We start from the raw sequence: 19,052 nt of genomic DNA on the forward strand, positions 1-19,052 counted from the left end.
GTTCTTTGTGGTCAAGTTTTTAAGAGCAAACGGTGGATGCCTTGGCATCTGGAGCCGAAGAAGGACGTAGAAATCTGCGATAAGCCTCGGGGAGCTGATAATCGAGCTGTGATCCGAGGGTCTCCGAATGGGGAAACCCCGCCAGGCGGTCTGACTGACCTGGTGACTCCCGCCTGAATATATAGGGCGGGTAGAGGGAACGTGGGGAAGTGAAACATCTCAGTACCCACAGGAAGAGAAAACAACAGTGATTCCGTGAGTAGTGGCGAGCGAAATCGGAAGAGGCTAAACCGGTCATGTGTGATAGACGGCGGTCGTTGCATGGTCGGGGTTGTGGGACGTGTTGTTCAGTTCTGCCGGACTGGAACAGTTACAGCGCATTATAGGCGAACAGGATTGAAAGCCTGGTCATAGAGGGTGCCAACCCCGTAGCCGAAATGGTGTTGCTGGCTGAATGCGTATCCCAAGTAGCACGGGGCCCGAGAAATCCCGTGTGAATCTGTCAGGACCACCTGATAAGCCTAAATACTCCCAGATGACCGATAGCGGACAAGTACCGTGAGGGAAAGGTGAAAAGTACCCCGGGAGGGGAGTGAAATAGTACCTGAAACCGTTTGCTTACAAACCGTTGGAGCCTCCTTAGTAGGGGTGACAGCGTGCCTTTTGAAGAATGAGCCTGCGAGTTAGCGATATGTGGCGAGGTTAACCCGTGAGGGGTAGCCGTAGCGAAAGCGAGTCTGAATAGGGCGATTCAGTCGCATGTCCTAGACCCGAAGCGAAGTGATCTATCCATGGCCAGGTTGAAGCGACGGTAAGACGTCGTGGAGGACCGAACCCACTTCAGTTGAAAATGGAGGGGATGAGCTGTGGATAGGGGTGAAAGGCCAATCAAACTTCGTGATAGCTGGTTCTCTCCGAAATGCATTTAGGTGCAGCGTTGCGTGTTTCTTGCCGGAGGTAGAGCTACTGGATGGCCGATGGGGCCCAAAAGCTTACTGACGTCAGCCAAACTCCGAATGCCGGTAAGTGAGAGCGCAGCAGTGAGACGGTGGGGGATAAGCTTCATCGTCGAGAGGGAAACAACCCAGACTACCAACTAAGGTCCCTAAGCGTGTGCTAAGTGGGAAAGGATGTGGAGTTGCAGAGACAACCAGGAGGTTGGCTTAGAAGCAGCCACCCTTGAAAGAGTGCGTAATAGCTCACTGGTCAAGTGATTCCGCGCCGACAATGTAACGGGGCTCAAGCACACCACCGAAGTTGTAGATTTCATATTATAGACAAGCCTTCGTGGTTCAGTCGTATGGAGTGGTAGGAGAGCGTCGTGTGGCGAGTGAAGCGGCGGTGGAAACCAGCCGTGGACGCCACACGAGTGAGAATGCAGGCATGAGTAGCGAAAGACGGGTGAGAAACCCGTCCTCCGAAAGACCAAGGGTTCCAGGGCCAGGTTAATCCGCCCTGGGTAAGTCGGGACCTAAGGCGAGGCCGACAGGCGTAGTCGATGGACAACGGGTTGATATTCCCGTACCGGCGAAAAACCGCCCAAGCTAATCCAGTGGTGCTAAGAGTCCTAACCCGGCTGAGTGGATCCCTTCGGGGTGAAGCCGGCCGGTCTAACGCTCGACCCCATGCTGGTGCGGTTAGCGTATTAACAGGTGTGACGCAGGAAGGTAGCTGAGCCAGGCGATGGTATCCGTAAGGTGATCCTGGTGTAAGGATGTAGGGCTGACGATAGGCAAATCCGTCGTCAATGCGCCTGAGATCCGATGCGTACCCCGATTGGGGGAATTCAGTGATCCTATGCTGCCGAGAAAAGCATCGACGCGAGGTTTTAGCCGCCCGTACCCCAAACCGACTCAGGTGGTCAGGTAGAGAATACCAAGGAGATCGAGAGAATCGTGGTTAAGGAACTCGGCAAAATGCCCCCGTAACTTCGGGAGAAGGGGGCCGGAACCGTGAACGGATTTACTCCGGGAGCGGGGAAGGCCGCAGAGACCAGTGGGAAGCGACTGTTTACTAAAAACACAGGTCCGTGCCAAGTCGCAAGACGATGTATACGGACTGACGCCTGCCCGGTGCTGGAAGGTTAAGAGGAAGGGTTAGCGCAAGCGAAGCTCAGAATTTAAGCCCCAGTAAACGGCGGTGGTAACTATAACCATCCTAAGGTAGCGAAATTCCTTGTCGGGTAAGTTCCGACCTGCACGAATGGCGTAACGACTTCCCAGCTGTCTCAACCGCGAACTCGGCGAAATTGCACTACGAGTAAAGATGCTCGTTACGCGCAGCAGGACGGAAAGACCCCGTGACCTTTACTACAGCTTGGTATTGGTGTTCGGTGTGGCTTGTGTAGGATAGGTGGGAGACGGTGAAGCTCGGACGCTAGTTCGGGTGGAGTCATTGTTGAAATACCACTCTGGTCACTCTGGATATCTAACTTCGAACCGTGATCCGGTTCAGGGACAGTGCCTGGTGGGTAGTTTAACTGGGGCGGTTGCCTCCCAAAAAGTAACGGAGGCGCCCAAAGGTTCCCTCAACCTGGTTGGCAATCAGGTGTCGAGTGTAAGTGCACAAGGGAGCTTGACTGTGAGACTGACAAGTCGAGCAGGGACGAAAGTCGGGACTAGTGATCCGGCAGTGGCTTGTGGAAGCGCTGTCGCTCAACGGATAAAAGGTACCTCGGGGATAACAGGCTGATCTTGCCCAAGAGTCCATATCGACGGCATGGTTTGGCACCTCGATGTCGGCTCGTCGCATCCTGGGGCTGGAGTAGGTCCCAAGGGTTGGGCTGTTCGCCCATTAAAGCGGTACGCGAGCTGGGTTTAGAACGTCGTGAGACAGTTCGGTCCCTATCCGCTGCGCGCGTAGGAAATTTGAGAAGATCTATCCCTAGTACGAGAGGACCGGGATGGACGAACCTCTGGTGTGTCAGTTGTTCTGCCAAGGGCACCGCTGATTAGCTACGTTCGGAACGGATAACCGCTGAAAGCATCTAAGCGGGAAGCCGGCTTCGAGATGAGATTTCCATCCCCTTCGGGGGGAGAGGCTCCCAGCTAGACTACTGGGTTGATAGGCCGGATGTGGAAGTGGGGACTAAAGACCCATGGAGCTGACCGGTACTAATAAGCCGATAACTTGACAACACCCACCACCACGTGCAGGTAACTGTGTGTGGCAGGGGCGGTGATGCTCGCGTCCACTATGTGGTTCCCGAAACACGGTCGATACGACCCTGTTCCGTGACCAGTACCCCGCTTGGCGGGGTGCGAAGCTAACTCAATAGCACGAAGCATTGACTTCGGAACACGACTTCACACCACACCCACACCCTGTGGGGTGGTGTGGCATGAATGTTTCGGCGGCCATAGCGAGAGGGAAACGCCCGGTCACATTCCGAACCCGGAAGCTAAGACTCTCAGCGCCGATGGTACTGCAAGGGGGACCTTGTGGGAGAGTAGGACACCGCCGGACTTAACGTTGCACCACCAGAAGAGCCATCCCACACACCGGGATGGCTCTTCTGCGTTAACAAGCACCCAGGCAACACGGCCTGTTAGGCTGATTGCACAACACCACAGCAGGCCACCCGGGAGTACCTCGTCCACTGGACTCGAGGCTCCTGCTCTTCCGGTTCCGACAGGGCCGGCACCGACTTTTCCCAAGGAGAGACCCGTGAGCGATCGCGACGACGACAAAGAGAAGCGTCCTCGACGCGACCGCGACGAGAGCACGGGTGGCCGCAGCGGAGACCGCTCGTGGAGCGCGCGTCCTCCCCGCGGCGGATCGGATCGCCCGGGAGCGGGGAGGCCGTCCAACGGTCGGCCGAGCGGCGACCGGAGCGGTTCGAACAGGCCTCCCCGCGGCGATGGCCCCGGAGGATCGTCCCAGCGTCCCGAACGCGGTGGCGACCGCCCCGGGCGGACCTCGTCCGGAGATCGTCCGTTCCGTGCGGGTGACCGGCCGCAGCGGCCCGGCGAGCGACCCGGACGTCCGTCCGGCGACCGCCCGGAACGTTCCTCGGGGGGTCGTCCGGAGCGGAGCGGGGATCGTCCTCAGCGGCAGGGCGACCGCCCGGCGCGGGCCGGCGGGGACAGGCCGTACCGTCCGAGCGGCGACCGTCCGCAGCGACCGGGCGAGCGCCCGGGGCGTCCGTCGAGCGACCGGCCGGCGCGCGGCTCCAGCGGTCGCGATGATCGCGGTTCGCGGTCGGGTCGCGATTCCCGAGACGGTGGAGGCCAGTGGGAGGACCGTGATCCGCTGGGCCTGCGTTCCGTGCGTCCGCGCCAGTTCGAGCCGCACCTGCCCGACGAGATCGAGCCGCGTCAGCTGGACAAGGTCGCTCGGGCGGAGTTGAAGACGCTCAGCAAGGAGAACGCGGACTTCGTCGCGCGTCACCTCGTCATGGCGGGCGAACTGATCGACGAGGATCCTGCGCTCGCCCACCAGCACGCGCAGGCCGCGGGACGTCGGGCCGGGCGGATCGCGGTGGTGCGGGAGACGATCGCCATCACGGCGTACGCGCTCGAGGACTATGCGCTGACCCTGCGCGAGCTCCGGACCTACCGGCGCATCTCCGGACGCAACGACCAGCTTCCCCTCATGGTGGACAGCGAGCGCGGTCTCGAGCGTCCCGACCGGGCTCTCGAGCTCGGTCGCTCGGTCGAGGTGGAGACCCTGGACGTCCCCGTGCGCGTATCGCTGGCCATCGCGATGTCCGGAGCGCGCCTCGATCTCGATCAGAAGGACGCGGCGCTCCGCGAGCTGGAGATCCCGCAGCTCAATCGCACTCGTGCCTACAGCTACAGCCCGGATCTCTTCGACGCCTACGGGACCGTCCTCGAGGAACTCGGTCGCGAGACCGAAGCCGCGGAGTGGTACACCCTGGCCCGCCGTGCGCGCGCGGCCCTGAACACGCTGGACACCGAGGAGGACCGTGAAACTGTCGAGATCGTGGAAGAAGAGATCATCGGATTCGACGGCGGCGACATCGCCCTCGACGACGAGCTCTCCGCAGGGAGCGTCGACTCCGTCGAGCTCGGCGACGCCGAGCCCGACGAAGGGATCGACGACGGCGCCGCCGACGATGCCGACGGCGAAGCCCGCGACTGAGCCGCGCTTCCCCCTCGACGGGGTCGACGCCGTCCTGGCGGACCTCGACGGCGTCGTCTACACGGGGCGCAACGCGATCCCGCACGCCGTGGAGAGCCTGAACCGCGTCGCCGGGAGCCGCCGCGTCGGGTACATCACCAACAACGCCTCGCGGACCGCCGACGCCGTCGCGCAGCAGCTGAGCGATTTCGGCCTCACCGTCGCGGGCGACGACGTCGTGACGTCCCCTCAGGCGGCCGTGCGGCTCCTGGCCACCGTCGTCGAGCCGGGGGCGACGATCCTGGTCGTCGGCGGCGAGGGCCTCACGACGGTCGTCGAGGCCGCGGGCTTCACGGTGACGCGGTCGGCCGAGGAGTCGCCGGCCGCGGTGATCCAGGGGTTCGCACCCGAGGTCGGCTGGAAGGACCTCGCCGAAGCGTCGTTCGCCCTCGCCGAGGACATCCCGTGGGTGGCGACGAACCAGGACTGGACCATCCCGCAGGAGCGAGGCATCGCTCCCGGCAACGGCACCCTGGTGTCCGCCGTCCACACCGCCGTCGGCAAGCTCCCGCTCGTCGCCGGCAAGCCGGAGAAGGCGATCTTCGACGCCGCCGTGGAGCGCTTCGGGGCCTCGAAGCCCCTCTTCATCGGCGATCGACTCGACACCGACATCGCCGGAGCGGTCAAGGCCGGTATCACCTCGGCGATCGTCCTGACGGGTATCGACCGGGCCAAGCAGATCCTCGCCGCGCCCGAGACGTCCCGCCCCGACTACATCCTGGGCGACCTCCGCGAACTCCACGAGGAGTACCCGGCGACGGTCGAGACGCAGGATGCCCGGGGCACGCGGACCTTCACGGTGCGGGGTGCGCGGGTCGAGCTCCGGGGCAACAACGTCGTGGCCGTCGAGCGGGGCGATTCGACCGTCGACCTCCTTCGGGCCGGTGCGGCGGCGGTCTGGGGGAGCGGGCTCGCGATCTACGGTCTGGTCGTGGATCCTGCCCTCTACTCGTAGGGTCGACCCGCGATCTGACGAGCGCTGCGGACGGCCTGTGGAGAGATCCCGCGGGGTTCCAGGGCGCTCGGTTAGGGTGGAACGATCATGAGCGAAGAGAACGACGTCGTCGACGGGCTGATCTCGCGGTTGACGGTCATCGACCAGCAGCCGCTCGATCGGCGTGCCGTCGCGTTCGCCCAGATCCACGACGAGCTGCGGGCGGTGCTCGACGGTTCCACCGGGCCCTTCGGGCGCTGATGCACCGTCCCGCCACCGCGCACGCCGCGGCTCGAGACTCCCAGGCCGCCGGTGATCCCGCCGACGCGACCGCAGGAGGCGCCGACTCCGGCGCCACCGCGGCCACCGTCCGCCTCGACGTGGCGCTCACCGCACGGGGCCTCGCCCGGTCACGGACACACGCCCACCGGCTCCTGGCCGACGATCTGGTCACCGTCGACGGCCGCGGGGTCGTCAAGCCGTCGACTCCGGTGACGGAGTCGCAGGCGATCGTCGTCGCCGGTCTCGACCACTACGTCAGCCGGGCCGCCCACAAGCTCGTCGGGGCTCTCGACGCCTTCGGCGTGGACCCCCGGGGTCGCTCCGCCCTCGACGTGGGGGCGTCGACCGGCGGATTCTCGCAGGTCCTGCTGGAACGCGGGGTCGTCAGCGTCTGCGCGCTCGACGTCGGTCACGGCCAGCTCGCGCCCCGGATCCGCTCCGACGAGCGGGTCACCGTGGTGGAGGGCGTCAACGCGCGCTATCTGACGGCCGACGAGCTCGCCCGTCGCGACCCGCGGGCCGAGGACATCGATCTCGTCGTCGGCGATCTCTCGTTCATCTCCCTGACGATGGTCCTGCCCGCCCTCGTCGCGTCCGTCGGCACCGACGCCGACTTCGTGCTCCTCGTGAAGCCGCAGTTCGAGGTCGGCCGGCAGGGGATCCGCGAGGGGATCGTCCACGACCAGGGCCTTCGCGCCGACGCCGTGATGACCGTGCTCTGGGCCGCGCACGACCTGGGGCTCGGCACGGCCGGGGTCATCCCGTCGCCGATCGTCGGCACCAACGGCAACCGCGAGTACTGCGTCCACCTCTCGGCCCGTCTCGGAGCGAATCCGACAGAATGGCTCTCACGGGTCGACGAGATGACGGGAGCGTGAGCCATCAGCATCACTGACGAATCCGCGGCGTCCTTCGACCCCGTCGAGCGCCACATCCTCGTCGTCTCGCACACGGGTCGCCGCGATTCCATCGACGCGGCGCTCGAGGTCTGCAGCCTGCTTGCGGCGGCCGGGCTCCGGCCCGTCCTGCCTCACGGGGAGTTCGACGACATCCGGGCGGCCGAGCCGAGCTTCGGCGGGGTCGACATCCTCGGTGTCGACATCGCGGTGGGCGACCTCGAGGCGGTCATCGTCCTCGGCGGCGACGGCACGATCCTGCGTGCGGCGGAGTTGGCGCGCGACACGCGGGCTCCCCTCATCGGCGTCAACCTCGGTCACGTGGGTTTCCTCGCCGAGAGCGAGCGCGACGACCTCCACGAGACGGTCGAGCGGGTGTTGTCCCGCGAATACGAGGTCGAGGAGCGCTTCGCGCTGCAGATCCGGGTCGAGGTCGACGGCGAACGGGTCTACGAGACCTGGGCCCTCAACGAGGCGACCGTCGAGAAGGCGTCGCGCGAGCGGATGCTCGAGGTCGTCATCGAGGTCGACGGCCGACCCCTGTCCTCGTTCGGCTGCGACGGCGTCGTGATGTCGACACCCACGGGGTCGACCGCCTACAACTTCTCGGCCGGCGGGCCGATCGTGTGGCCGGAGGTCGAGGCGATGATCCTCGTGCCGCTGAGCGCGCACGCCCTGTTCGCCCGCCCGCTCGTCGTGGGTCCGGGGTCCACCTTCGCGGTCGAGGTCCTGAGCCGGACGGACGGCTCCGGCGTCCTCTGGTGCGACGGTCGTCGCGCCCACAAGCTGGAGCCCGGTGCCCGAGTGGTCGCCCAGCGTTCGCCGAGGCCGGTGCGCCTCGCGCGCCTCCGCAAGGCCCCCTTCACCGACCGGCTGGTCGCGAAGTTCCACCTCCCGGTCACCGGCTGGCGAGGCCCGCACGACGCCCTCGACGGTCTTGACGCCGTCGAAGGGCCCGACGCCCTCGACGGGTCCGACGCCATCGACGGGCCCCACGCCTCATGATCGAGGAGATCACGATCCGCGACCTCGGGGTCATCGGCGAGGCCTCGCTCCCGCTCGGCCCGGGCTTCACCGCAGTGACGGGCGAGACCGGCGCAGGGAAGACCATGGTGGTCTCGGCGCTCGGGCTGCTCCTCGGCCAGCGGGCCGACGGCGGCGCCGTCCGCTCGGGGAGTGCGCAGGCCGTGGTCGACGGCCGCTGGAACGTCCCCGACGACGGTCCCGTGGCCGAGCGCGTGCGCGACGCCGGCGGCGACGTCGACGCGGGCGAGCTCTTCCTCAGCCGTATCGTCTCGAGCGAGGGCAGGAGCCGCGCCGTCGTCGGAGGTCGCACGGGTCCGATCGGCGTGCTCGCGGATCTCGCCGACCACCTCGTCGTCGTGCACGGCCAGTCCGAGCAGATCCGCCTCAAGTCGTCGTCGGCGCAGCGTGCTGCCGTCGATGCGCACGGGGGAGCGCCTCTGGCCGCCGCCGCGTCCGACTATCGGGCCGCCTACGAGGGCTGGCAGCGGGCGCAGTCCGAGCTCGACACGATCACGGGCGATCGCGACGCCCGCCTCGCGGAGGCGGCGCGCCTCCGCTCGGCGATCGACGAGATCGAAGCAGTCGCCCCCCAGCCCGGCGAAGACGCCGAGCTCGACGCGACCGCCGAGCGCCTCAGCAACGCCGAAGACCTCCGGCTCGCGGCGGGTCTGGCGCACGAGGTCCTCTCGACCGACGCGGTCGACGGCACCCGCGACGTCCTGTCCCTCGTCGACGAGGCGCGGCGGCAGATCGAGCGGGTGTCCCAGCACGACGCCGATCTCCAGGCGATCGCCGACCTCCTGGCCGAGGTCAGCGTGCAGGTGTCGGAGACGAGCGCGCGCCTCTCGAGCTATCTCGGGTCGCTCGACGCCGACGTCTCCCGCGAACTCGAGTCGGTGCAGACACGCCGGGCGGAGCTGGGTGCCCTCATTCGCAAGTACGGCCCCACGCTCGACGACGCGATCGCCCTCCTCGACGACGGATCGCGTCGTCTGGTGGAGCTGGACGGCGACGACGACCGCGTGGCGGAGCTCGCGCGGGAGGTCGACGAGCAGCAGGCCGAGGCGGTGCGCACCGCGGACGTCCTGACCGACCTCCGCCGCGCCTCCGGCGACGACCTCGCGCGGCGCGTCAGCGACGAGCTGTCCGCCCTCGCCATGGCGGGCGCGGAGCTCGTCGTCGAGGTGTCCCCGCGCGGGGAGCTCGGCGCCTCGGGAGCCGACCGCGTCGAGCTCCTGCTGCGACCGCACTCGGGGAGCGAGCCCCGCGCGCTGGGGAAGGGCGCCTCCGGCGGAGAGCTCTCGCGCGTCATGCTCGCGATCGAGGTCGTGATGGCGTCGTCGAGCGAGGTGCCCACGTTCGTGTTCGACGAGGTCGACGCGGGCGTCGGCGGCTCGGCGGCGATCGAGATCGGTCGGCGCCTGGCGATGCTGGCGGAGAAGGCGCAGGTCATCGTCGTGACCCACCTCGCTCAGGTCGCGGCCTTCGCGACGAACCACCTGCGCGTCGTCAAGGACGCCTCGGGGGCCGTGACGGCCTCCAGCGTGCAGCAGCTCACGGGGGAGGAGCGGGTTGCCGAGATGGCACGGCTCCTCTCGGGCCTGCCCGACAGCGAGAGCGGCCTGGAGCACGCGCGCGAGCTGCTCGACCTGGCGTCGAGTCGCTCGACGGCGAGCAGCTGATACACGCTCGTAACGTGACACGCTCGGGTCGACGCCGGGAGTGACGTAGGATGGAAGCCCGTGGTGGTCAATCAAAACTCGGGTCCCTCTTCCATTCGCGACGCAGCTTCTTCCGAAGCAGCTTCCTCCGAAGCAGCCGCGCAGACGACGAAGCACATCTTCGTCACCGGGGGCGTCGTCTCCTCCCTCGGCAAGGGCCTCACGGCGGCCAGCCTGGGCAATCTCCTCACCGCGCGCGGGCTGCGCGTGGTGATGCAGAAGCTCGATCCCTACCTCAACGTCGACCCGGGCACGATGAACCCGTTCCAGCACGGCGAGGTCTTCGTTACCGACGACGGCGCCGAGACCGACCTCGACATCGGCCACTACGAGCGCTTCCTCGACATCAATCTCAACCAGGGCGCGAACGTCACGACCGGTCAGATCTACTCGACCGTCATCGCGCAGGAGCGCCGCGGTGAGTACCTCGGCGACACCGTCCAGGTCATCCCGCACATCACGGACGAGATCAAGCGGCGCATGCGCCTCCAGGCCTCCGACCAGCCCCAGCCCGACGTCATCATCACCGAGGTGGGCGGAACGGTCGGCGACATCGAGAGCCAGCCGTTCCTCGAGTCCGCTCGCCAGGTCCGGCACGAGCTCGGCCGGAAGAACGTCTTCTTCGTCCACGTCTCCCTCGTGCCCTACATGGGAGCGTCGGGCGAGCAGAAGACCAAGCCGACGCAGCACTCCGTCGCGGCGCTCCGCTCGATCGGCATCCAGCCGGACGCCCTCGTCCTCCGGAGCGACCGCCCGGTCTCCGAGAGCAACCGCCGGAAGATCGCGCTGATGTGCGACGTCGACGAGGACGCCGTCGTCAACGCGAGGGACGTCGCGAGCATCTACGACATCCCCTCGATGCTGAACGAGCAGCACCTCGACTCCTACATCATCGAGCACCTCGGGCTCGGGGCGAAGGCGGGCGAGGTCGACTGGTCGGGATGGACGACGCTGCTCCAGGCGGTCCACGACCCGAAGCACGAGGTCACCATCGGCCTCGTCGGCAAGTACATCGACCTGCCCGACGCCTACCTCAGCGTGACCGAGGCGCTCAAGGCCGGCGGGTTCGCGCACCAGACGAAGGTCAACCTTCGCTGGATCCCGTCCGACGACTGCGAGACCCCGGAGGGTGCCGGCAAGGCGCTCGCCGAGGTGGACGGCATCTGCGTGCCCGGCGGGTTCGGCATCCGCGGCATCGAGGGCAAGCTCGGCGCACTCCGCTTCGCCCGGGAGAACGGCATCCCGACGCTCGGCCTCTGCCTCGGCCTCCAGTGCATGGTCATCGAGTACGCGCGCAACCGCGTCGGGCTCGCGGGAGCCTCGTCGTCCGAGTTCGATCCCGACACCGACTACCCCGTCATCGCGACGATGGCCGAGCAGGTCGACATCATCGCGGGCGGCGACCTGGGTGGCACGATGCGCCTCGGACTCTACGAGGCCAGCCTGCTCGAGGGGTCGCTCGCGGCGGATCTCTACGGCGCCCCGACCGCCTCCGAGCGTCACCGCCACCGCTACGAGGTCAACAACCACTACCGCGAGCAGATCGCCGACGCCGGCCTCGTCTTCTCCGGCACCTCGCCCGACGGCCAGCTCGTCGAGTACGTCGAGCTCGACCGCTCCGAGCACCCGTTCTACATCGGCACGCAGGCTCACCCCGAGCTCCGCTCGCGCCCCAACAACGCCCACCCGCTCTTCGCCGGGCTCGTCGAGGCGTCGCTCGAGCGTCAGAACTCCACGCGCCTGTTCGAGGTGGCCGACGGTGCCGAGTGACGTCGGTTCCGCCGGTGACGTGGCCGCAGGCGACGTGACCGGGCTCCTGCGCGACGACCCGACCGAGGTGACCGTCACCTCCTCGGAGGTCGTGTTCACCGGGGCCGTCTGGAACATCGTGCGCGACGCCTTCGACTACGGCGGGTCGAGCATCCGGCGCGAGTACGTCGACCACACGGGCGCCGTCGCGATCCTGGTGCAGGATGCCCGGGGCAGGGTCCTCCTCATCAAGCAGTACCGCCACCCGATCCGGGCCCGCGACTGGGAGCTGCCCGCGGGCCTGCTCGACATCCCCGGCGAGGAGACCCTTGTCGCGGCGAAGCGGGAGCTCGCCGAGGAGGCCGACCTCGAGGCGTCGACCTGGGAGCACCTCGTCACGTTCAACACGACCCCCGGCGGAAGCGACGAGAAGCTCGTCGTCTTCCACGCGACGGAGGTCCGGGCCACGGCCGAGGCGTTCGCGCGGGAGGCCGAGGAGGCCGACATCGAGGTGCGCTGGGTGCCGCTCGACGAGATCGTCGAGGCGATCCTCGACGGGCGCCTCCACAACAGCATCCTCTGCATCGCCGCCCTGGCCCTCCACGCGAAGCAGCGCTGACGCCCGTCGATCCGCGCGCCCCGCGCCCTCCCGAGCGGACAGCTGTCGACGCATTCGCTCCGATGAACGTCGAGACGTGTCCACTCGGCGCCGGGGGTGGGAGGGTGGGGCACCGGCGTAGCCTGGGAGGGTGAAGGCGTTCGACGACGGGGTGGCGCGGTTCCTGCGCCACGTCACCGTGGAGCGCGGACTCTCCCCGAACACCGTGGCCGCGTACCGCCGCGACCTGGCGCTGTACCGGGCTTTCCTCGAGGGCCGCGGGGTGCAGGATCCTGCGGGCGTGTCGAGCGCGGACGTCGCGGAGTTCCCCACGCACCTGGCCACCCGGGAGAAGCCCCTCGGGCCGTCGTCGGTCGCCCGGGTCCTCTCCGCCGTCAAGAGCTTCCACCGCTTTGCGGCCGAGGAGGGCCTGACCGGAGACGACGTGACGACCACCACGCGGCCGCCGAAGCTGCCCTCGCGGCTGCCGAAGGCGATCACGGTCACCCAGGTCGAGGCGCTGCTCGCGGCGACCGACGGCGACGAGCCGACCAGGCTCCGCGACAAGGCGCTGCTCGAACTCCTCTATGCGACCGGCGCGCGGGTGACGGAGGCGGTCTCCCTCAACGTCGACGACGTCATCGACCACGACGTGGTGCGGCTGCTCGGCAAAGGCAACAAGCAGCGAATCGTCCCGCTCGGGAGCTTCGCCCGGCGAGCGCTCGACGACTACCTCGTCCGTGCGAGACCCTCCTTCTCCGGCCGGGGGAGCGCGACGCCCGCCCTCTTCCTCGGGGTGCGGGGCAACCGCGTGTCGCGGCAGAACGCCTGGCTGATCATCCAGGCGGCGGCCGAGCGCGCGCAGCTCGGAGTCGAGGTGTCGCCCCACACGCTGCGCCACTCGTTCGCGACGCACCTGCTCGAGGGCGGGGCGGACGTCCGGGTCGTGCAGGAGCTGCTCGGGCACTCGTCGGTCGCCACGACGCAGATCTACACGCTCGTCACGGCGGATGCGCTGCGGGACGCCTACGCCACCGCCCACCCGCGGGCTCGGTGGCGCGTCGGCGAACGGGAGTCCCGCGACCGCGACGCCGCGCGCGCCGCGTCGACCGACTGAGCGACGTCGCGCGCCTGGCGTCCACCGACTGAGCGACGCCGCGCGCCCGGCGTCCACCGACTGAGCGACGCCGCGCGCCCGGCGTCCACCGACTGAGCGACGCCGCGCGCGCGGCGGACCGGGGCGGAGCACGGCCCCCGGTACGATGGGGCACGTGAGCACGACGCCGAACCCGAGCACAGCCGACCGACCGACCGGCGCAGCCGACGCGGCCCCGGCCCTGGGCCCGACCGGTCGTCCCCGCACGGTCTTCCCCGTCCCCGTCGAACTCGACGGTCACGGCCCCGCGCGCATCATCTCCCTCTGCAACCAGAAGGGCGGCGTCGGCAAGACGACGACGAGCATCAACCTCGGTGCGGCGCTCGCGGAGTACGGCCGGCGTGTCCTCGCCGTCGACTTCGACCCGCAGGGGGCGCTCAGCGCCGGTCTCGGGGTGAAGACGCACGACGTCGCGACGATCTACGACCTCCTCATCGGCACCGTGAAAGACCCGCGCGAGGTGATCCAGGGCACGGCGATCCCGGGCCTCGACGTCATCCCCGCGAACATCGACCTGTCCGCCGCCGAGGTGCATCTCGTCAACGAGGTCGCGCGCGAGCAGATCCTGGCCCGCGTGCTGCGCAAGGTCCGCGACGACTACGACGTCATCCTGGTCGACTGCCAGCCGTCCCTCGGCATCCTGACCGTCAACGCCCTCACGGCGGCGCACGGCGTCCTCATCCCGCTCGAGTGCGAGTTCTTCGCCCTCCGCGGCGTGGCCCTGCTCGTCGAGACGATCGACAAGGTGCGCGACCGCCTCAACGAGGACATCCAGCTCGACGGCATCCTGCCCACCATGTACGACTCCCGCACGCTCCACAGCCGCGAGGTCCTGGAGCGGGTCGTCGACGCGTTCGGCGACAGCGTTCTCGAGACGGTCATCACGCGCACGGTGAAGTTCCCCGACGCGTCCGTCGCGGCCGCGCCCATCACCCAGTTCGCCCCGTCGCATCCGGCCGCCGAGGCCTACCGACAGCTGGCGAGAGAGCTGATCGCGCGTGGCGCCGCCGCCTAGTCCCGGCACGATCGCGTCGGCGCAGCTCGCGGAGAACCCCGGGGAGCAAGCCGTCGACGCGTCCGACGACGTCGAGGCCACGACCGACCACGCGTTCCGGGTGTCGCTGACCAACTTCTCCGGGCCGTTCGACCTCCTCCTGTCGCTCATCACGAAGCGCGAGATGGACATCACGGAGATCGCGCTGAGCGAGGTCACCGACGAGTTCCTCTCGTACCTGCGCGGTCTCGACTCGGCGGAGGAGCTCGACAGGGCGAGCGAGTTCCTCGTGGTCGCCGCCACGCTGCTCGACCTCAAGGTGGCGGGGCTCCTGCCGCAGGGCGAGCTCGTCGACGCGGAGGACGTCGCCCTGCTCGAGGCGCGCGACCTGCTGTTCGCGCGGCTCCTGCAGTACCGGGCCTTCAAGCAGGCCGCCGAGTGGTTCGCCACCCGCGGCGAGGCGGAGGGGTCGCGGCACGCCCGGAGCGTGCGACTGGAGCAGAAGTTCCGCGTCTCGACCCCCGAACTCGTCTGGACCCTGTCGCCCGACGACTTCGCCGCGCTCGCCGCGATGGCGCTGTCGCCGCGCGAGGTGCCCACGGTCGGGCTCGACCACCTGCACGCGCCGCTCGTGAGCATCCGGGAGCAGGCGGCGATCGTCGTGTCGATGCTCCGCCGGGGCGCCGTCATGAGCTTCCGCGAGCTGATCGACGGCATCGACGTCAAGGGCGTCGTCGTGGCGCGGTTCCTGGCGATCCTGGAGCTCTACCGGCACGCGTCGCTGAGCTTCGAGCAGGTCGAGCCGCTCGGCGAGCTGACGATCCGCTGGACCGCCGAGCACTGGACCGAAGAGAACCTCGCGAACCTGGGGGCCGACTATGACTCCTGACCAGGAGCCCCGGCGAGACGACACCCCGGCGACGCCACCGCCCGGCGTCCCGATCGCCCGCACCCTCGAGGCGATCCTCATGGTCGCCGACGAGCCGCAGAGCCTCGTCGCCCTCGCCACGGCCGTCGGGCAGCCGGTGGCCGCGGTCCGCCAGGCCGTCGAGAGCCTCGTGGCCGACTTCGACGGCGTCGACGGCACGACGAGACGCGGCTTCGAGCTGCGCGAGGTCGGTGGCGGCTGGCGCTTCTACGTGCGCGAGGAGTTCGACCCGATCGTGCGGGACTTCGTGCTGACGCAGAACCCGACCCGGCTGTCGCAGGCGGCGCTCGAGACCCTGGCCGTCATCGCGTACAAGCAGCCGATCACCCGCGGCGCCATCGCCCAGATCCGGGCGGTGAACGTCGACTCGGTCGTGCGCACGCTGCTCGGTCGCGGACTCATCACCGAGTCCTTCACCGACGCCGAGACCGGCGCCATCAACTACGAGACCACCGAGCTCCTGCTGACGCACCTCGGGATCAACACCCTCGACGACCTGCCGCTCATCTCGCCGCTGCTCGCCGACGGCCGAGGAGGATTCGACGATGCCTGATCACGACGCACCCCAGGGCGAGCGCCTGCAGAAGGTCATGGCGGCCGCAGGAGTCGCGAGCCGCCGAGTCTCGGAAGACCTGATCCAGGCGGGCCGGGTCTCCGTCAACGGGCAGGTCGTCACCGAGCTCGGTCGCCGCGTCGACCCGGGCGTCGATCGCGTCGTGGTCGACGGTCAGGCCGTGCAGCTCGATCCGACCAGGCGCTACCTCATGCTCAACAAGCCCGTCGGCGTCGTGTCGTCGCTGAGCGACGAGCGCGGCCGGCCCGATCTCCGGGAGTTCACGAGCGCCTACGAGGAACGGCTCTTCAACGTCGGCCGCCTCGACGCCGAGACGAGCGGCCTGCTCGTGCTGACGAACGACGGCGAGCTCGCCCACGTCCTCGCGCACCCGTCGTTCGGCGTGCTGAAGACGTACATCGCGAAGGTCCAGGGGTCGATCACCCCGGCGACGGTCAAGAAGCTGACGAGCGGCATCACGCTCGACGACGGCGACATCGTCGCCGACTCGGCGCGCATCGTCGACCGCGGCACCGGGCGCGCCGGCGGCACCAGCATCGTGGAGATCACGCTGCACTCCGGGCGCAACCGCATCGTGCGCCGGATGCTCGAGGCCGTCGGCCACCCCGTCGTCGACCTGGTCCGCCGGCAGTTCGGCCCCCTGCACCTCGGCACCCTCAAGGTCGGCGAGGTGCGCGACCTGACCCGCGACGAGCTGGGGGAGATCCTCACCATCGCGCGCGACGCGGGGCTCGGCCGCACGGTTCTCGGCGAGGCCGGCGAGGCCGGCGACGTCGCCGGCACCGCGGTGGCCGACGCCCTCGACGACTCCGGAGCCGAGCTCGACGCCGACGTCGAGGACGACCTCGCGGAGTCCGACAAGGAGTACTACGACGAGGACGACGAGGAGTTCGACGAGGCGTTCGACGCTCGCGACGAGAGTCGCCGTGGCCAGGCGTCCGGCGGAGCCCTCGGCGGCGCCGCGGACCGTCCCGCCCCCAAGAAGCAGTACGACAGCGACGGCAATCGTCGGCCCTCGTTCACCGGTCCGACGCGCGACGCCCAGGGCGGCGGGCAGGCCGGAGCCGGTGCGCCACCGAGCCGCAGGGCGCAGGTCCGCCGCGAGCAGGAGAAGCGCCGGCGGGGCGGACGGTGACCCCGGGCGACGTGGGCGGCGAGGTGGCGGGGGCCGGGCATCCTGCGCCCCGACGCCTGGACGGCACCGTGCGCATCGTGGGCGCCGGCCTGCTCGGGGCGAGCATCGGACTGGGGCTGCGCCGCCAGGGCGTCGACGTGGTGCTCGACGACGTGTCTCCCGCGTCGCTGCGGCTCGCCATCGACTACGGCGCCGGGCGCGCACCGCTCGAGGGCGACACCCCGACGCTCGTCGTCGTCTGCGTGCCGCCCGACGTCACGGCGGCCATCGTCGCGCGCGAACTCGAGACGTTCCCGGACGCCCTCGTCACCGACGTCGCGAGCGTCAAGGTCGCCCCGCTCCGCGCCCTGCAGGAGGCCGGAGCCGACGTCTCCCGCTACATCGGCTCGCACCCCATGGCGGGGCGGGAGCGAGGCGGCCCGATCTCCGCGCGCGCCGACCTCTTCATCGGCCGACCCTGGGTCGTGGCGGGACACGACGGCATCAGCTACCGCGCGGCGGCGGCTCTCGAAGACCTGATCCTCGACCTCGGTGCGACACCGATCGAGATGACCCCCGAGGAGCACGACGCGGGTGTGGCCGTCGTCTCGCACGCCCCCCAGGTCGTCGCGTCCCTCATGGCCGCGCGTCTCCGCGACGCCCCCGACGCCTCCCTCGGCCTCGCCGGCCAGGGCGTGCGCGACGTGACCCGCATCGCGTCGAGCGACCCGGCGCTCTGGGTGCAGATCCTCGGGGCGAACGCGAGCCGCGTCGAGGAGGTGCTGAGGGCGCTCCGCGACGACCTCGACGACGTCCTCGGCGCACTCGCCGCGCCCGAGCATCCGGGTGCCCTCCGCGCCCTCGCCGAGAGCATCGGCGCCGGGAACGCCGGAGTCGCGAGACTGCCGGGCAAGCACGGCCAGTCGACGACGTTCACGCAGGTCGTCGTGATGGTCGACGACACCCCCGGCCAGCTCGCACTCCTGCTGACGGAGATCGGCGACATCGGGGTCAACCTCGAGGACCTCCGCCTCGAGCACTCGCCGGGCGCGCAGTTCGGACTCGCCGAGGTGAGCGTCGTGCCCGAGCACGCCGAGCGCCTCGTGGCCGAGCTGGTGCGACGCGGCTGGACCATTGCGGGATCATAGAAGGCATGACGACGACACCGCCGAACGACCCGGGCACCACGGCCGCCGAGATCCACGACTGGAAGGCCGAGCTGTTCGACCGCTACCGGGGCAGTGACCTCTACCGTCCCGTGGTCGTCGCCGTCGACGGTCCCGCGGGCAGCGGCAAGTCGAGCGTGAGCCGGGCCGCCGCCAAGGCACTCGGCTTCGGCTACCAGGACACCGGTGCCGCCTACCGCGCCTTCGCCCTCCACGCCGTCGAGGCGGGGGCCGACCTCGCCGACGCCGACTCGATCGTCGCGGCCCTGGCATCGTTCGACTACGCGATCTCCACCGACCCCGACCACGTGACCGTCCTGGTCTCCGGCCGCGACGTTACCGAGGAGATCCGCACGCCCGGCGTGACGACCTCCGTGGCGAGCGTCGCGAAGGTCCCCGCCGTCCGGAGCCGCCTCGTCGAGCTCTTCCGCAGCGTCATCGCGAGCACCGAGAAGCCGGGCATCGTCACCGAGGGGCGAGACATCACGACGGTCGTCGCGCCGGATGCTCCGGTGCGCATCCTGCTCACCGCGTCGGAAGAGGCTAGAATGGCGAGGCGTTCCGCCGAGGTCACGGGTCAGAGTGCCGAGGAGACAGCCCGGCAGCTGCTCCACCGCGACCGACAGGACAGCAAGGTCGTCGACTTCATGACCGCCGCCGAAGGCGTCACGACCCTCGACTCCACCCACCTCGACTTCGATCAGACGGTTCACGCCGTGGTCGAGCTCGTCCACGCGAGTGCGGCGGCGAGCACCAACACCCCCTAGGAGCC

14 protein-coding genes, 2 rRNA genes and 1 pseudogene are annotated in these 19,052 nt (G+C 68.7%); all 17 read left to right on the plus strand.

Annotated elements, in window-relative coordinates:
- Positions 1-9: 9 nt before the first annotated feature.
- The 17 genes and pseudogenes from AS850_RS05720 to cmk all read left to right on the plus strand — a co-directional run bounded on the left by AS850_RS05720 (position 10) and on the right by cmk (position 19,047).
- A 23S ribosomal RNA gene (locus tag AS850_RS05720) occupies positions 10-3,137 on the plus strand.
- Between the two features lie 211 nt (positions 3,138-3,348).
- Positions 3,349-3,465 (plus strand): 5S ribosomal RNA (gene rrf / locus AS850_RS05725).
- Between the two features lie 801 nt (positions 3,466-4,266).
- A complete protein-coding gene (locus tag AS850_RS05730; RefSeq protein ID WP_119868250.1) occupies positions 4,267-5,103 on the plus strand; it encodes a hypothetical protein in 837 nt (278 codons plus the stop codon).
- Positions 5,078-6,097, plus strand: coding sequence for an HAD-IIA family hydrolase (locus tag AS850_RS05735; RefSeq protein ID WP_119868251.1), 1,020 nt, complete (start codon positions 5,078-5,080; stop codon positions 6,095-6,097). The genes AS850_RS05730 and AS850_RS05735 overlap by 26 nt, the downstream gene beginning before the upstream one ends.
- A gap of 87 nt (positions 6,098-6,184) precedes the next feature.
- Positions 6,185-6,337 carry a hypothetical protein gene (locus tag AS850_RS16470; RefSeq protein ID WP_164088397.1) on the plus strand — a complete coding sequence of 51 codons (153 nt, stop codon included), beginning with the start codon at positions 6,185-6,187 and terminating at the stop codon, positions 6,335-6,337.
- A complete protein-coding gene (locus tag AS850_RS05740; RefSeq protein ID WP_119868252.1) occupies positions 6,337-7,236 on the plus strand; it encodes a TlyA family RNA methyltransferase in 900 nt (299 codons plus the stop codon). Before AS850_RS16470 ends, AS850_RS05740 begins: the two co-directional genes overlap by 1 nt.
- A gap of 9 nt (positions 7,237-7,245) precedes the next feature.
- Entirely contained in the window at positions 7,246-8,259 is a 1,014-nt protein-coding gene (locus tag AS850_RS05745) for an NAD kinase (RefSeq protein ID WP_119868253.1), read from the plus strand.
- Positions 8,256-9,962: a DNA repair protein RecN gene (gene recN / locus AS850_RS05750; protein WP_119868254.1), complete on the plus strand. Its 1,707-nt coding sequence runs from the start codon at positions 8,256-8,258 to the stop codon at positions 9,960-9,962. Before AS850_RS05745 ends, recN begins: the two co-directional genes overlap by 4 nt.
- A gap of 93 nt (positions 9,963-10,055) precedes the next feature.
- Positions 10,056-11,771 (plus strand): CTP synthase, encoded by a 1,716-nt coding sequence (locus AS850_RS05755; protein WP_119870154.1) that lies wholly within the window; start codon positions 10,056-10,058, stop codon positions 11,769-11,771.
- Complete coding sequence (locus tag AS850_RS05760; RefSeq protein ID WP_442856903.1) at positions 11,761-12,369, plus strand: NUDIX domain-containing protein; 609 nt, start codon at positions 11,761-11,763, stop codon at positions 12,367-12,369. Before AS850_RS05755 ends, AS850_RS05760 begins: the two co-directional genes overlap by 11 nt.
- 130 nt (positions 12,370-12,499) lie before the next feature.
- Positions 12,500-13,465, plus strand: a complete 966-nt coding sequence (xerD, locus tag AS850_RS05765) for a site-specific tyrosine recombinase XerD (RefSeq protein WP_236940845.1) — start codon at positions 12,500-12,502, stop codon at positions 13,463-13,465.
- A gap of 145 nt (positions 13,466-13,610) precedes the next feature.
- On the plus strand, positions 13,611-14,519 hold the full coding sequence (locus AS850_RS05770; protein WP_119868255.1) for a ParA family protein: 909 nt from the start codon (positions 13,611-13,613) through the stop codon (positions 14,517-14,519).
- Complete coding sequence (locus AS850_RS05775; RefSeq protein ID WP_442856904.1) at positions 14,503-15,387, plus strand: segregation and condensation protein A; 885 nt, start codon at positions 14,503-14,505, stop codon at positions 15,385-15,387. Before AS850_RS05770 ends, AS850_RS05775 begins: the two co-directional genes overlap by 17 nt.
- Positions 15,377-15,979, plus strand: coding sequence for an SMC-Scp complex subunit ScpB (scpB, locus tag AS850_RS05780; RefSeq protein WP_119868256.1), 603 nt, complete (start codon positions 15,377-15,379; stop codon positions 15,977-15,979). Before AS850_RS05775 ends, scpB begins: the two co-directional genes overlap by 11 nt.
- A pseudogene (locus tag AS850_RS16785) lies at positions 15,972-16,727 on the plus strand (pseudouridine synthase); the annotation flags it as partial. The gene scpB and the pseudogene AS850_RS16785, both read left to right, overlap by 8 nt.
- 404 nt (positions 16,728-17,131) lie before the next feature.
- Complete coding sequence (locus AS850_RS05790) at positions 17,132-18,262, plus strand: prephenate dehydrogenase (RefSeq protein ID WP_236940846.1); 1,131 nt, start codon at positions 17,132-17,134, stop codon at positions 18,260-18,262.
- Positions 18,263-18,267: 5 nt separating this feature from the next.
- Complete coding sequence (cmk, locus tag AS850_RS05795; RefSeq protein WP_119868258.1) at positions 18,268-19,047, plus strand: (d)CMP kinase; 780 nt, start codon at positions 18,268-18,270, stop codon at positions 19,045-19,047.
- Positions 19,048-19,052 lie beyond the last annotated feature (5 nt).

Source organism: Frondihabitans sp. 762G35 (assembly GCF_002074055.1).
Classification (GTDB): domain Bacteria; phylum Actinomycetota; class Actinomycetes; order Actinomycetales; family Microbacteriaceae; genus Frondihabitans.